General features: G+C 69.0%; 11 protein-coding genes. 7 read left to right on the forward strand and 4 right to left on the reverse strand.

Features of this window, described 5'->3' with window-relative positions:
* Positions 1–44 precede the first annotated feature (44 nt).
* Positions 45–1328, forward strand: coding sequence for a helix-turn-helix domain-containing protein (locus ACIO3S_RS00365; RefSeq protein WP_400458418.1), 1284 nt, complete (start codon positions 45–47; stop codon positions 1326–1328).
* A gap of 24 nt (positions 1329–1352) precedes the next feature.
* Here the strand turns inward: ACIO3S_RS00365 and ACIO3S_RS00370 are convergent, their stop codons facing one another.
* Both ACIO3S_RS00370 and ACIO3S_RS00375 read right to left on the reverse strand, forming a co-directional pair.
* On the reverse strand, positions 1353–1808 hold the full coding sequence (locus ACIO3S_RS00370) for an SRPBCC family protein (RefSeq protein WP_400458420.1): 456 nt from the start codon (positions 1806–1808) through the stop codon (positions 1353–1355).
* Between the two features lie 87 nt (positions 1809–1895).
* Complete coding sequence (locus ACIO3S_RS00375; protein ID WP_400458422.1) at positions 1896–3347, reverse strand: CCA tRNA nucleotidyltransferase; 1452 nt, start codon at positions 3345–3347, stop codon at positions 1896–1898.
* 50 nt (positions 3348–3397) lie between these two features.
* Between ACIO3S_RS00375 and ACIO3S_RS00380 the strand changes: the two genes are divergently transcribed.
* From ACIO3S_RS00380 to trxA, 5 genes are all read left to right on the forward strand, one after another.
* Positions 3398–5587, forward strand: coding sequence for a DUF6049 family protein (locus ACIO3S_RS00380; protein ID WP_400458424.1), 2190 nt, complete (start codon positions 3398–3400; stop codon positions 5585–5587).
* Complete coding sequence (gene murJ, locus ACIO3S_RS00385) at positions 5584–7221, forward strand: murein biosynthesis integral membrane protein MurJ (RefSeq protein ID WP_400458425.1); 1638 nt, start codon at positions 5584–5586, stop codon at positions 7219–7221. Before ACIO3S_RS00380 ends, murJ begins: the two co-directional genes overlap by 4 nt.
* 69 nt (positions 7222–7290) lie before the next feature.
* Positions 7291–9033 carry a protein kinase family protein gene (locus ACIO3S_RS00390; protein ID WP_400458426.1) on the forward strand — a complete coding sequence of 581 codons (1743 nt, stop codon included), beginning with the start codon at positions 7291–7293 and terminating at the stop codon, positions 9031–9033.
* Positions 9034–9127: 94 nt separating this feature from the next.
* Positions 9128–10102, forward strand: a complete 975-nt coding sequence (gene trxB / locus ACIO3S_RS00395; RefSeq protein WP_400458428.1) for a thioredoxin-disulfide reductase — start codon at positions 9128–9130, stop codon at positions 10100–10102.
* 117 nt (positions 10103–10219) lie between these two features.
* Positions 10220–10549, forward strand: coding sequence for a thioredoxin (gene trxA, locus ACIO3S_RS00400; RefSeq protein ID WP_091044069.1), 330 nt, complete (start codon positions 10220–10222; stop codon positions 10547–10549).
* A 217-nt stretch (positions 10550–10766) separates the two neighbouring features.
* On the opposite strand, the gene ACIO3S_RS00405 is transcribed toward trxA, so the two are convergent.
* The gene (locus ACIO3S_RS00405) at positions 10767–11423 is read right to left on the reverse strand and encodes a GNAT family N-acetyltransferase (protein ID WP_160026115.1); all 657 of its coding nucleotides are present in this window, start codon (positions 11421–11423) and stop codon (positions 10767–10769) included.
* A gap of 67 nt (positions 11424–11490) precedes the next feature.
* On the opposite strand from ACIO3S_RS00405, the gene ACIO3S_RS00410 reads away from it, so the two are divergent.
* Positions 11491–12807, forward strand: a complete 1317-nt coding sequence (locus tag ACIO3S_RS00410) for a PLP-dependent aminotransferase family protein (protein WP_400458431.1) — start codon at positions 11491–11493, stop codon at positions 12805–12807.
* 264 nt (positions 12808–13071) lie between these two features.
* Here ACIO3S_RS00410 and ACIO3S_RS00415 read toward each other — a convergent pair whose 3' ends face one another.
* On the reverse strand, positions 13072–14112 hold the full coding sequence (locus ACIO3S_RS00415) for a ParB/RepB/Spo0J family partition protein (RefSeq protein WP_400458432.1): 1041 nt from the start codon (positions 14110–14112) through the stop codon (positions 13072–13074).
* Positions 14113–14231: the final 119 nt, after the last annotated feature.

Consider the following 14231-nt stretch of genomic DNA (forward strand, 5'->3'; position numbering starts at 1 on the left):
GGGACCCGAACGATCGATCGCCTCAGGCACGGGAGACCCCCACGATGCGTCCCGACAACGACACGACCCCGACAGGCAAGGGCTCGACCGGAAGTGGTCGCGGCCTCATCCTCTTCGGCGCCGTCTCGGTCGCGCTGATCTCGACGGCCGCCGCGTACGTCGCCATGGTCGGCTTCGGGCGGGACGTGCTCGCCATGGGCGCGATCAACGCCTACGCCTTCGCCGGCGTCTTCGAGCTCTCGCTCGTCACCGTCGCTCTGATGGCCCGCGAGGCGGCCCAGCAGGACCGGCCGGCGCAGACGCTGCTGACCCTGACCTGGCTGCTGTCCGCCGCCTCCGGGTTCTTCGCCGGCTGGCACGAGATCCACCTCGGCCACGCCGTCACCGCCGCCGCGTTCCGGTTCATCGTGCCGCTCCTGGCGGCTCTGATGTGGCACCTCGCGCTCGTCGGCGACCGACACCTCGCCATGGAACGCTCCTGGTCCGACCTGCGGATGGGCGCCCGGATGCACGCCCTCCTGGCCACCCGCGTCGAATGGCGCCGGGCCCGCGACACGGCGGTGCGGAAGCGTACGGCCTCGTCCCGCCGGAAGCTGGAGCGCGCGCAGAAGCGCTACTGGCGCGCCGAGGCGGTGGCGCTGCGGTCGGTCGCGCCGGGCGCGATGCGCGACCAGATCACCCAGTGGGTCGACGCCTTCGCCGCCGTCGCCGAAGGCACCCGCCAGGCCGACCGGCTGCCGATCACCTTGCCCGACGTGCACGAGGCGCTCAGCGTGCCGGTGGTGGAGCAGGTTCCGCACGTAGCCCCCGCTCCTGACGCCGACCGTGCCATCGAGGCGCCTACCGGCATCCACTTCGACAGGACCACCGACGCCGTCTCCGACTCGGTCACCGACGTACCCCGCGAGGTGACCCCGTCGCGCGAGACCCGAACCCGCGAGATGGCATCAGCCCTCGCCACCCCGGACACCCGCCGCCGCGTCTCGAGCCGGGTGACCGATGCCGCACTCACGGCCGCAGACGCTGCCCAGGGCGCCGGGATGGCGCCACAGTTCAGCAACGTCCGCACGGCCACCAAGCCGTCCGACGCCGACGGCACGCTCCTCGACCGGATCCCGTTCCCGGAGAACATCCCCGACCCCGAGCCAGCCATGGACTACCCCGACATCCTTCCCGACGAGATCGCTGAGCTGATGGCGAATCTCCCCGACGACAAGTCCGAGGCCGCCCGGCTCCTCGTCGACGCCGGGGCCCGCATCCCCGACGTGGCCGCGCAGCTCGGCGTCTCCACCAGCAGCGTCTACCGCTGGACCAGGGCAGGGGCCTGACGCCGAGGCCGCGGCGCGGGAGGGTCAGCCCTCGAGATCGGCCTTGAGCTTGGCGAGCGTCGTGGCCATGCCCGTACGCAGCTCCTCGGTGAACTTCTCCTGACCCCCGAGCACCGCATTCGTCAGCGAGCGGGAGAGCGCGGAGATGCCGTCAGGAGTCTCGCGGCGGTGGGTGACCAGCGACCCCTCAGGGGTCTCGTCGATCTGGAAGGACCAGATCGTCGTGTTCTCCGCGACCCGGAACGCGAAGTCGGAGTGGGGCGTGAAGCGTACGACCTTGGCGTTGGTCGGCCAGTGCTTCCAGCCCTGGCGGTTGATGTTGAAGAAGCGCGCGCCCTCCTTGACCTGGCCGAACACCACCGTCTTCACCACCTGCGGGCTCCACGAAGCCATCCGCGGCAGGTCCGTGATCGCGGCCCACACCTGAGCGGGCGTCGCGTTGATGGCGGTCGTTGCCTCGAGATCTGTGATCGTCGTCATACGCGGAACCGTACCGTCAGTATGGCTCGATGGACAGTAGGCGCCCAGATGTCAACTGACCGTGCTGAGTGACATAGCCCGCGCGGCCTATGTGGAGCGCTCGGCCCACCAGTCCAGGAGCCGCTTGGCGGCCTCGTCCTCGGAGAGGATTCCCTCGTCGAGGCGCAGGTCCATGAGGAACTTGTACGCAGCCCCGACCTCGCGCCCGGGAGGGATGTCGAGGAGCGACATGATCTGGTTGCCGTCGAGGGCGGGACGGAGGGCGGCGAGCTCCTCCTCCTCGGAGATCCGCTCGATGCGGGCCTCGAGGGCGTCGTAGGTGCGGGCGAGGCGGTCGGCCTTGCGGCGGTTGCGGGTGGTGCAGTCGGCGCGGGTGAGCACGTGGAGGCGCTGGAGCTGGTCGCCGGCATCCCTCACATAGCGACGGACCGCGGAGTCGGTCCACTCACCGTCGCCGTAGCCGTGGAAGCGCAGGTGCAGCTCGACGAGCGAGGAGACCGCCTCGATCTCGTCGTTGGAGAAGCGCAGCGCCTTCATCCGCTTGCGGGTCATCTTGGCGCCGACGACGTCGTGGTGGTGGAACGAGACGGTGCCGTCGTCGTGGAACTTCCGGGTGCGCGGCTTGCCGACGTCGTGCATCAGCGCCGCGAAGCGGGACACGAAGTCGGGGCCGCCACCCAGACGCTCCTCCTGGTCGATCGACTGCTCGAGCACCGTCAGAGTGTGCTCGTAGACGTCCTTGTGGCGGTTGTGCTCGTCGCGCTCCATCCGCAGCGCGGTCAGCTCGGGCAGCACCAGGTCGGCCAGCCCGGTCTCGACCAGCAGCGAGAGGCCACGCCGCGGGTAGGGCGCGCAGATCAGCTTCACCAGCTCGTCGCGGACCCGCTCGGCGGAGATGATCGAGATCCGCGAGGCCATGTCCTTCATCGCGGCGACGACCTCGGGTGCGACCGTGAAACCGAGCTGTGCGGCGAACCGCGCCGCCCGCATCATCCGCAGCGGGTCGTCGGAGAACGACGCCTCCGGCGTCCCTGGCGTACGCAGCACCCGGGTCGCCAGGTCGACGACGCCGCCGTAGAGGTCGACGACCTCACGGCCTGGAAGCTGCACCGCCATCGCATTGACGGTGAAGTCGCGGCGTACGAGATCGTCGGCCAGCGACGTGCCGTAGGCCACCTCGGGCTTGCGGGAATCGGCGGCGTAGGCCTCGGAGCGGTAGGTGGTGACCTCGATCTGCCACGGGCCCTTGCGGGTGCCGATGGTGCCGAAGTCGCGGCCCATGTCCCACAGCGCCTCGCCCCACGTACGCAGGATCTTCTCGGTCTCCTCGGGGCGGGCCGAGGTGGCGAAGTCGAGGTCGTTGTGCGGCCGGCCGAGCATCGCGTCGCGGACCGGGCCACCGACGAGCGCCAGCTCGAAGCCCGAGCGAGCGAAGACCTCACCTAGGGAGTCGATGACCGGTGCGATACGGTCCAGTTCAGCAGTCACCGATCGCTGAACATCGGCGACGCTGATCGGGGGAAGCTGGCTGTCGGACACAACGCCGCAGTCTACGAGGACCGCACCCCCTGAAAGATATTCTCGAAGTCATGCCAGTCCGCCAGCATCAGGCGAGGCCGCCACGGCCACGTGGGCGAGTCACCGCCGCACTCGTCCTGGTGCTGCTGGCACCCCTTCTGCTGATGCTGTCGGCGACCACGCTGGCCGCTCCGGCCCGGGCCGCGGAGGAGACCGCGGAGCCCGACCCGCTCGCGATGAGCATCGACGAGCTCGACACCGTCAGCCTCGACGGCCGCACCAAGGGCCGGATCACCGTCCGCGGCAAGGTCACCAACACCACCGAGGAGGAGTGGCACGGCGTCAAGGTGTACCCGTTCGTCGGCGACACGCCGATGACCACCTCCGAGGAGCTCGCCGCGGCCGCCGAGTTGCCCGCGGACTCGCTGGTCGGCGAGCGGATCGTGACCGAGGGGACGTACGCCGCGATCCCCGACCTCGCGCCCGGCGAGACCTACTCGTGGTCGCTCTCGGTGCCGCGCAAGCGGCTGGAGATCACCGAGCCCGGGGTCTACTGGTTCGGGGTCCACGCGCTGGGCTCCACGACGCCGAACACCGCCGACGGCCGGGCACGCACCTTCCTTCCGCTGGTCAAGGAGCCCAACAAGAAGGCCAAGGCCGAGAAGGTGTCCCTGGTCATGCCGCTCCGGCGCAGCGTGGTCTACAACGGCGACGGCAGCGTGAACTACCTCCCGGGCTGGACCCGCGACCTGGGCGCCGGCGGACGCCTCTTCCGGATGCTCGAGACCGGCGCCGAGATGCCCGACCTGACCTGGGCCATCGATCCCGCGCTGATCGATGCCGTACGCAACCTCGCCGAGGGCAACCCCGCCCGAAACCTGGCACCGACGGACGAGGGTGAGGAGGAGCCGGAGGAGAGCGGGAGCCAGAGCGCCTCGCCCTCGGCCTCCGCGCTGCTGCCGAGCCCCTCGCCCAGCATGGACACCGACGCCGAGAAGGCGATGGACGAGGAGACCGAGGCCGCACAGAAGGCCGCGACGGTCTGGCTGGGCCGCCTCGAGGACGCGCTCGCCGGCCACAACCTGCTCGCTCTCCCGTACGGCGATCCGGACCTGTCCGCGCTCGCCACGACCGATCCCGACCTGCTGGCCACGGCGCGTGAGCACACCGCCCAGGCGCTCACCGAGCTCGGCATCAAGGCGACCTCGGCCGTCGCTCCTCCGACCGGCTACCTCGACCGTGCCGCGGTCAACCTGCTCGAGCCGGGCGCGGTCAACCTGGTCAGCGACAGGATGCTCCGCGGCACCACGCCGGTCATCGCCGACCTCGACGGTCACCAGATGATCGTGACCTCCTCCGGCGCCGCCGCCGGCGGGCCCGGACCCAACGACCCCATCGACGCGATCTCGGTACGCCAGCGTCTCGTCGCCGAGGCCGCCCTGCTCCGCGGCTCCGGCAAGCCGCTCATCGCGGTCCTTCCCGACGGCTGGCACCCGCCGCAGAGCGCCGCCTCGTTCGTCACCCCGTGGAACAAGGCCGCCTGGATCTCGTCCTCGACGCTGGACGAGGCCGTCGCCGGGCACAAGCCGACATCGATCACCGCCGACAAGCTCCGCTACCCCCGCCGAGAGATGAAGGCCGAGATCTCCACCGACCGGATCGACACGGCCAACGAGCTCATCGGCGCCGGCGAGATGCTGCAGCGAATCCTGACCCACAACGACGAGGTCGCCTCCGACATCGTCAACGAGGCCCTGACCTCGACCTCCTACTCCGCCCGCAAGGGCGACGCGGACCCGGCCGCCGACGCGTTGAGCCAGGTCAGCTCCGAACTGAGCTCGGTCACCGTGGCCGTACCGCCGAAGGTGATCCTCTCCAGCATGAAGGGCGGCGAGTTCCAGGTCACCCTGAGCAACGAGCTCGACGAGCCCGTCACGGTGCGGCTGGACGCGATCACCGACGAGTCGCTGCGGGTCGCCACCTCCGAGCCCGTCCAGCTCGACGCCAACTCCAAGGCCAGCTTCAACCTCGCCGCGAGCATGCGCGACACGGGCACCCACACCGCCCTGATCGTCGTCACCGACACCAAGGGCAACCCGCTGGGCGCCCACGCCTCCGTCCCGATCCGCCCCTCGCAGGTGAGCGGAGTGATCTGGTGGTTCGTCGGGACCGGCTGCGCGCTACTCTTCGCGGCGATCGCCGTGCGTCTCACCCGGCGCATCATGAAGGCCAAGAAAGCACGTACGTCAGGAGTGTTGTGACAGCCACCGAGCAGAAGTCCGGCGGAGGCTCGGTCCTGGCCAACAGCGCGGTGATGGCCGCGGGGACCATGTTCTCGCGGGCCAGCGGGTTCATCCGCTCCGCGCTCCTGGTCGCGGCGCTGGGCTCCGGCCTGCACGCCGACGTCTTCAACATCGCCAACACCGTGCCCAACATGCTCTACATCCTGTTGGCGGGCGGTGTCTTCAACGCGGTGCTCGTGCCGCAGCTGGTGAAGGCGCAGAAGAACGACCCGGACGGCGGCGCGGCCTACACCGACCGGATCATCACGCTCGCCGGGCTGTTCCTCGGTGCCGTCACGATCCTCCTGGTGCTCGGTGCCCCGCTGCTGATGCGCCTCTACCTCGGCCCCGAGATGTACACGCCCGAGCACGCGGCCCAGCTCGAGTCGGCCATCGACTTCGCCCGCTGGTGCCTGCCGCAGGTCTTCTTCTACGGGATGTTCGTGCTGGTCGGGCAGGTGCTCAACGCCCGCGGCAGCTTCGGCCCGATGATGTGGGCCCCGATCGCCAACAACATCATCGCGATCTCGACCCTGGTGATCTACCTGGTCGTCTTCGGGCCGTCCAACGTCGGTGGCTTCACCACCGGCCAGGAGATCCTCCTCGGCCTGGGCTCCACGCTCGGCATCGTTCTCCAGTTCCTGCTGCTCCTGCCGGTGCTCCACAAGACCGGCGTACGCTTCCGCCCCCGCTTCGACTTCCGCGGCGCCGGACTCTCGCAGACCGCGAAGCTGGGCGTGTGGACGGTGCTCTTCGTGGTCGTGAACCAGGTGGCGTACACGATCGTGACGCGGCTCGCCTCGACCGGTTCGGCCGAGGGCGGCACCGGCTACACGGTCTACTCCAACAGCTTCCTGGTCACCCAGGTCCCACATTCGATCATCACGGTCTCGCTGGCCACGGCCATCCTGCCGCTCCTCTCGCGCCACGGCGCGGCCGGCGAGCTGCCCGAGCTCGGACGTACGCTGTCGCACCAACTGCGCAACGCGCTCGCCATCGTGATCCCGATCGCCGCGCTGCTCCCGGTGCTCTCCGAGGACATCGCCCACATCCTGTTCGGCCACGGCGCCGGCGCCGATGCGTTCAAGGAGTACGCCCCGACGCTGTCGATCTTCGCGGCCGGGCTGGTCTTCTTCACGATCCACTACCTGTTGCTGCGCGGCTTCTACTCGCTGGAGCAGAACCGCACCGTCTTCTTCATCCAGTGCTCGGTCGCCACCACCAACATCGTCGCCGCGGTGCTGCTGACCCGGGCCGTCTCCGCGGAATACACCGCGCCCGCGCTCGCCGGCGCCTACACGCTGTCCTACCTGGTCGGCTCCGTCGTCTCGTACGTCGTGCTCAAGCGCACGCTGGGAGACCTGGACGGCCGCGGGCTGCTCGGGTTCCTCGCCCGCCTGGTCATGGTGACGGTGGTCGCCGCGGCCGCCGCCTGGCTGCTCCGCACGGCGCTGGGCATGATCAACGACGAGCCGACGATGGTGCTGGCCTTGATCGGGGCCGCTATCGTCGGGGCGCTGCATCTCGGCATGCTGCTCCTCGGGGCGCAGGCTGCCCAGGTCAAGGAGCTGACCACGATGGTGCAACAGGTCGCCCGACGGCTGCGTCGTTGAGCACCAGTCCTTGACCACCATCGGACAGCCGCCTCACTGTCTGGCACGGTCTGAAAGAATGGGTCCGATATGGAGTTCACGCAATCAGGCGACGTTCTCGCCGGCAGATACCAGCTGACGGATCTGCTGAGCGAGTCCCGCGAGGGACGCTTCTGGCGCGCCCAGGACGCGGTGCTCGGCCGCCCGGTTGCCGTGCACGTCCTCGACGCCCACGACGAGCGCGCGCCGCGCCTGATGGCGGCGGCCCGCAACTCCGCTGCCGTCGGTGACCCCCGGATGCTGCGCGTCCTCGACGCCGCCCAGACCGACCAGGTGGCGTACGTCGTCAACGAGTGGGGCGAGGGCGCATCGCTGGAGAACGCGCTCGCTGCCGGTGGCCCGCTGCCGCCGCAGCAGGCCGCCTGGATCGCCTCCGAGGTCGCCGACCTGCTGGTGCTGGCCCACGACCAGGGCCACGCCCACGGCCGGCTCAACCCCGAGGCCGTGCTGCTCGACGACCTCGGCGCGGTGCGCGTCATCGGCTTCGGTGTCGACGCCGCGCTGCACGGGATCGACCCCGACACCCGTGACTCCCAGCGGCGCGACCGGGTCGACGCCGTCGGCGTCCTCTACGCCGCCCTGACCGGCAAGTGGGCCGGCGAGACCCTGTCCTCGATGCCGCCCGCACCCCGTGACCACGGCCGTGTGCTCCGTCCCCGGCAGGTACGCGCCGGTGTGCCCCGGCCCCTCGACGACCTGTGCGACCGGGTGCTGGGCAGCGGCGCCGACATGCCGCCGCTGACCGCGGCCGAGCTCCACTCCGCGCTCGCCGGCTTCTCCGGGGAGCCGACCGCTCCGCTCAACCGACCCTCGGCGGTCAACGAGGAGACCCAGGCGATGGCCCCGCCGACCGAGCTCGAGCCGGCCGAGGCGCAGGCGGCGTCGAACGCCATCGGCGTGGCCCCCGATGCCGTACGCCCTCAGCGCCAGCGTCCGTCCGCCCCGCCGCCGATGCAGGACCCGACCCCGTCGAAGCCGCTGTTCGCCGACGAGACCCCGGGTTATGTGCCGCCGCAGCGCCCACAGCAGGCTCCTCCGGCCGCCGCCCGGCGACCGGTCGCCCCGGATGCCTCCTACAACGGCTGGCAGGGCCCGTGGACCGGCGCCAACGTGCCGATCGCCGAGGAGCCGGACTACAACCAGAAGCCCGGCGCCAGCTGGCTCCGCATCGCGATGGGCGTCGCCCTCGTGGTGCTGGTCCTCATCGCCGGCTCGATCGCGTGGAACATCATCGGCGACGACCCGAACACGACCGCCGAGAACCCTGGCACCGGCAACAACGGCGGTGACACCGCAGCTGAGGCCAAGCCGACCCCCATCACGGGCATCACCGCCAAAGACCTCGACCCCCACGGTGACCCGCCCACCGAGACGCCTGACCTCGTCGACCTGGTGGTCGACGGCGACACGAACGGACTGGCGTGGCGTACGGCCCGATACAACGACCAGATCGGCGACCGTCCGCGCTCGCTCAAGCCTGGTGTCGGGCTGGTGCTCAACCTCAAGGGCGAGTACGCCATCGACTCCCTGAAGTTCAACATGATCGGTGAGCCCACCGACATCGAGATCTTCGTCGGTGACTCCCCGTGGACAGACGACCCCAGCGGCGCACCCGCCGCCAAGGGCAGCGTCGGCACCGAGGGTGAGATCAAGGTCGACGACGCCCCCGAGGGCAGTTATGTACTCGTGTGGATGACTGGTCTTCCCCAAGTCGACGGCGGCTACCGCACCGAGGTCAAGGAAGTCCAGGTCCTCGGCGCCTCCGTCTCCTGACCCGAGTCGGGACCTCTCGGCGTTCAGGGCCCTGGAATGTACGTGGCCTACGATCTGTTGTGCAGTTCGCCAGCCACACCTGAGGAGCCTCAAGATGCCGACCCCGTCGTCCCCGACCGACCCCCGCAACGTGATCGTCGTGGGCTCCGGCCCGTCGGGCTACACCGCAGCGGTCTACAGTGCCCGCGCCGGACTGCAGCCTCTCGTCTTCGAGGGGTCGGTGACCGCCGGCGGCGCCCTGATGAACACCACCGAGGTGGAGAACTTCCCCGGTTTCCGTGACGGCATCATGGGTCCCGCGCTGATGGACGAGATGCGTGCACAGGCCGAGCGCTTCGGTGCCGAGCTCGAGCCCGACGATGTGGTCGAGATGGACCTCACCGGCCCGGTGAAGGTCATCAAGACGGCGACCGACACCCACTACGCGAAGTCCGTCATCCTCGCGACCGGCTCGGGCTACAAGAAGCTCGGCCTGCCCCGCGAGGACGAGCTCTCCGGCAAGGGCGTCTCCTGGTGTGCCACCTGCGACGGCTTCTTCTTCCGCCAGAAGCCCATCGTGGTGGTCGGCGGCGGTGACTCCGCCCTGGAGGAGGCCCTCTTCCTGACCCGCTTCGGCTCCTCGGTCACCCTGCTCGTACGCCGCGACGAGCTGCGCGCCTCCAAGATCATGCAGGAGCGCGCCTTCGCCGACCCGAAGCTCGAGATCGCCTGGAACTCCGTGGTCGAGTCCATCAACGGCGATCTCTCCGTGGAGAGCATCACCGTCAAGGACACCAAGACCGGCGAGCTGCGCGACCTCGAGTGCGCCGGCCTGTTCATCGCGATCGGCCACATCCCGCGCTCCGAGCTGCTCACCGGCCAGGTCGACCTCGACGACGACGGCTACGTCCTCACCAAGGACGGCACCACGGCCACCAACATCGAGGGCGTCTTCGCCGCCGGTGACCTGGTGGACCACGTCTACCGTCAGGCGATCACCGCCGCCGGCACCGGCTGCCAGGCCGCGCTCGACGCGGAGAAGTTCCTCGCCCACCAGGCCCACGCCGAAGCGGCTGCCGTCTCGGCCTGATCGGTGGCTTTACGGTGGTGGTCTCGACAAGCTCGACCACCGGGAATGCGGCACCTAGGCCAAGCGTTCAACTCAACAGACCTCCCCAAACACGTCCCTATCAAGAAGGAACTCATCGTGGCTGACAACATGACCGCCGTGACCGACGCCGAGTTCGACTCGACCGTCCTCAAGTCCGACAAGCCCGTCCTGGTCGACTTCTGGGCCGAGTGGTGCGGCCCGTGCCGTCAGGTCTCCCCGATCCTCGAGGAGCTCGCCGGCGAGCACGGTGACAAGGTCACCTTCACCAAGATGAACGTCGACGAGAACCCGGTCACCCCCTCCACCTACCGCGTGACCGGCATCCCGACCATCAACGTCTACCAGGGCGGCGAGGTCGTGAAGTCGATCGTCGGCGCCAAGCCGAAGGCCGCGCTGCTCAAGGAGCTGCAGGAGTTCATCGGCTGACACCAGCTGTCACACGTTGGCGCGCCACTGTCACAGTGGCGCGCCAACGTTCATTTAGCCGAGACGTCAGTTGCGTCGGCCGAGTTGGCACCTTTGGCGGGTGAGATCGCAGTTGTGGCGGAGGCTTGGTGGTCTCGACAAGCTCGACCACCGGGGGCGGGTCGTGGTCTCGACAAGCTCGACCACCGGGCGACCACCACCGTTTCACGGGAAACATTCACTCGCCGTCGCGGTGCAGCTCGGTGGAGGCAGGCGACGGGTGGCTGCGTGGACGTACGACCTCCCGCAGCCGCTCCCAGGCGGACTCGAAGTCGTCGATCCAGGTGACCGTCTGCTTCAGGTCCATCCGCATCCGCGGGACGGTGGGATGGTCCCGGTGGGTCTTGAACCCGACCCGGCCGAGGAAGTCGGCCGGGGCAGCGCAGCGGCGACCGTGGATGCCGCTCATCGGCCCCACATCACCGAAGGCCTCGATCGCCCGGAACTCGCCGCGTTGGACCAGGTCGCGGGCCATTCCCTGCACCAGCATCCGGCCGATCCCGCCGCCGGCTCGACGCGGGTCGATCCACACCGTGGTCATCAGGACGGCGTCGGCGGAGACCGGTCCGGACGGGAACGAGGCGACCCGCGGCACGAAGACCGGCGGTGCGTAGAGCACGAACCCTGCCGGCGTACCGTCCACCACGGCCACCCGACCGCACGATCCCCATTCGCGGAGCACCTCGGAGATCCACGCCTCCTTGACCCCGATCGACTGCGAGGAGTCGACGCGGCGATGGCCGACGGGGTCACGTTCCCAGAACAGGCAGGCGCGGCACGGCGCCGGGACCTCGGAGAAGAGATCCAGCGTCAGGGGCAGGATGCGGCGTGCCATGTCTCACCATTGATCCTGGGTTAAGGGTCTGTCACCAGCGTATGCGATCCTTCATGATGGTGACACCATGACTGATCTTCCCCAGCGCGCAACATCATCCCGCCTCGACCCGTACGCGGACCGCTACGCCGCGCGCACGGCAGGCATGACGGTCTCGGAGGTCCGGGCCCTCTTCGCCGTGGCAGCCCGTCCCGAGGTGGTCTCGCTCGCAGGCGGCATGCCCAACATCTCCAGCCTCCCGCTGGACGTGGTCGGCGACTCGATCAAGGACCTCATCCTGACCCAGGGCCCGACCGCCCTGCAGTACGGCGGCGGCCAGGGCGATCCTGTCCTGCGCGAGCAGATCTGCGAGGTCATGCGCCTGGAGGGCATCGAGGCCCACCCCGACGACGTCGTCGTCACCGTCGGCTCCCAGCAGGCCGTCGACCTGGTCACCCGCGTCTTCTGCGACCCCGGCGACGTGGTGATCTGTGAGGCTCCTTCGTACGTCGGTGCTCTCGGTGTCTTCAAGGGCTACCAGTGCGACATCGTGCACGCCGAGGTCGACGCCAGTGGCCTGATCCCGAGCGCGCTCGAGCAGGCGATCGTGTCCACCAAGGCCTCCGGCCGCAAGGTGAAGTTCCTCTACACGATCCCGAACTTCCAGAACCCGACCGGCGTCACCATGACCCCCGAGCGCCGCACCGAGATCCTCGAGATCTGCCGGCGCCACGACATCCTGGTCCTCGAGGACAACCCGTACGGCCTCCTCGGCTTCGACGACGAGCCCCGCCCGGCGATGCGCGCCCAGGACCCGGGCGTCATCTACCTCGGCTCCTTCTCCAAGACGTTCTCCCCCGGCCTGCGGGTCGGCTGGGCGCTGGCTCCCTCCGCGATCCGAGAGAAGCTCGTCCTCGCGCAGGAGTCCGCGACGCTCTGTCCGCCGCCGTTCAACCAGATGGCCGTCTCCGCCTACCTCTCCAACCACGACTGGCAGGGCCAGATCAAGCAGATGCGGGAGATGTACCGCGAGCGCCGCGACGCCATGCTCGACGCGCTCGAGGCCTACATGCCCGCGGCCTGCACCTGGACCAAGCCCGACGGCGGCTTCTTCGTCTGGCTGACGCTCCCCTCCGGCATCGACAGCAAGGCCATGCTGCCTCGCGCGGTCACCTCGCGAGTCGCGTTCGTCCCCGGCACCGGCTTCTTCGCCGACGGCTTCGGCGCCTCCTCGATGCGGATCTCCTACTGCTATCCCACCCCGGAGCGGATCCGAGAGGGCGTACGTCGCCTGGCCGGTGTCATCGAGGCCGAGATGGAGCTCCTGGAGACGTTCGGTGCCACCGGCCCGATCCCAGGTCTCCCCATCCGCGGCGCCGAGCACCCCTCGACGAACACTCAGTAGCTCAGCCGCCGGTGGTCGAGCCTGTCGAGACCACCGTCCTGGCACCAGGGTCATCTCGACAAGCTCGATGACCGGGAAGCCTCGGTGGTCGAGCCTGTCGAGACCACTCGTACGTTCACGAAGGTCATCTCGAAGCTCGATGACCGGCAACCAGCGGTGGTCGAGCTTGTCGAGGCCACCTGCCCCGGCACGAGGGTCATCTCGACAGGCTCGATGACCAGGGTAGAAATCTATTTGTCGACAAAGCGCTTTAGCGTTTGATGTCTAAATGGATTCGTCGGGCGCGGGAGACATCAGTTCGACGATCCGGCGCAGGTCGTCCAGGGTGGCGAACTCGACGGTGATCTTTCCCTTGGAACGGCCCAGATCGACCTTGACCCGGGTGTCGAAGCGGTCCGAGAGCTTGTCGGAGATCTCCTTGAGCCCAGGAGCAGTCGGCTTGGCTCGCCTCACGCGCGGCGTGGCGAAGGCGTCGCCGTCAGGATCGCCCAGGGCGACGATCTCCTCGAGGCCACGTACGGAGATGCCCTCGGCGACCACCTTCTGAGCCAGCTTGTCCTGCTGCGCCTCGCCGTCGACGGCGAGCAGCGCCCGGGCGTGACCGGCCGAGAGCACGCCGGCGGCGACCCGGCGCTGGACCGACGGGGACAGCTTCAGGAGCCGGATCGTGTTGGAGATCTGCGGCCGCGATCGACCGATCCGCTGGGCGAGCTCGTCGTGGGTGCACTCGAAGTCGTTGAGCAGCTGCTGGTAGGCCGCCGCCTCTTCGAGAGGGTTCAGCTGCGAGCGGTGGAGGTTCTCCAGGAGCGCGTCCCGGAGCATGTCGGTGTCGTCGGTCTCGCGGACGATCGCCGGGATGACATCGAGGCCGGCCTGCTGAGTGGCGCGCCACCGGCGCTCACCCATGACCAGCTCGTAGGAGTCGGCCGCCACTTTCCGGACGACGATCGGCTGCAGAAGGCCGATCTCGTTGATCGAATGGACCAGTTCGGCCATCGCCTCCTCGTCGAAGACCTGACGAGGCTGCACGTGGTTGGGGTGGATCTGTTTGACCGGCAGCTCGGCGAAATATGCGCCGTCGACGGGGGCCAGATCCGAATTCTCGATCTGGCGGCCTTCCGCCGAGTCGGTGGACCTGGGGTCCACGGATGGGCCAGAAGTCGCTCCAGCGGAAAGGTCCGAATGACGGACGTCCGGCTGGACAGCAGCGCTGTCCGCCGACTCGTTTCCGCCGGCGGGTGGAGCGGTCGGGATCAGCGAGCCCAGACCTCGTCCGAGACCACGCTTCGGCGGCTGCTTACTCATATCTGGATGTCCCCCATGTCAGTTCCATGCTGCTGATGGTGGTCTCGACAGGCTCGACCACCGGGATTCTCATGTCCGTTCCGTGCTACCTGTTGATGGTCTCGACAAGCTCGACCACT

The sequence above is a fragment of the Nocardioides sp. NPDC087217 genome (assembly GCF_044744805.1).
Taxonomy (GTDB): Bacteria; Actinomycetota; Actinomycetes; order Propionibacteriales; family Nocardioidaceae; genus Nocardioides.

What these genes read in the sequence shown, in the direction of transcription:
- trxB (WP_400458428.1), top strand. Translation starts at nt 9,128, where the DNA reads ATGCCGACCCCGTCGTCCCCGACCGACCCCCGCAACGTGATCGTCGTG.
- ACIO3S_RS00410 (WP_400458431.1), top strand. Translation starts at nt 11,491, where the DNA reads ATGACTGATCTTCCCCAGCGCGCAACATCATCCCGCCTCGACCCGTAC.
- ACIO3S_RS00370 (WP_400458420.1), bottom strand. Translation starts at nt 1,808, where the DNA reads ATGACGACGATCACAGATCTCGAGGCAACGACCGCCATCAACGCGACG.
- ACIO3S_RS00390 (WP_400458426.1), top strand. Translation starts at nt 7,291, where the DNA reads ATGGAGTTCACGCAATCAGGCGACGTTCTCGCCGGCAGATACCAGCTG.
- ACIO3S_RS00405 (WP_160026115.1), bottom strand. Translation starts at nt 11,423, where the DNA reads ATGGCACGCCGCATCCTGCCCCTGACGCTGGATCTCTTCTCCGAGGTC.
- ACIO3S_RS00415 (WP_400458432.1), bottom strand. Translation starts at nt 14,112, where the DNA reads ATGAGTAAGCAGCCGCCGAAGCGTGGTCTCGGACGAGGTCTGGGCTCG.
- ACIO3S_RS00365 (WP_400458418.1), top strand. Translation starts at nt 45, where the DNA reads ATGCGTCCCGACAACGACACGACCCCGACAGGCAAGGGCTCGACCGGA.
- ACIO3S_RS00380 (WP_400458424.1), top strand. Translation starts at nt 3,398, where the DNA reads ATGCCAGTCCGCCAGCATCAGGCGAGGCCGCCACGGCCACGTGGGCGA.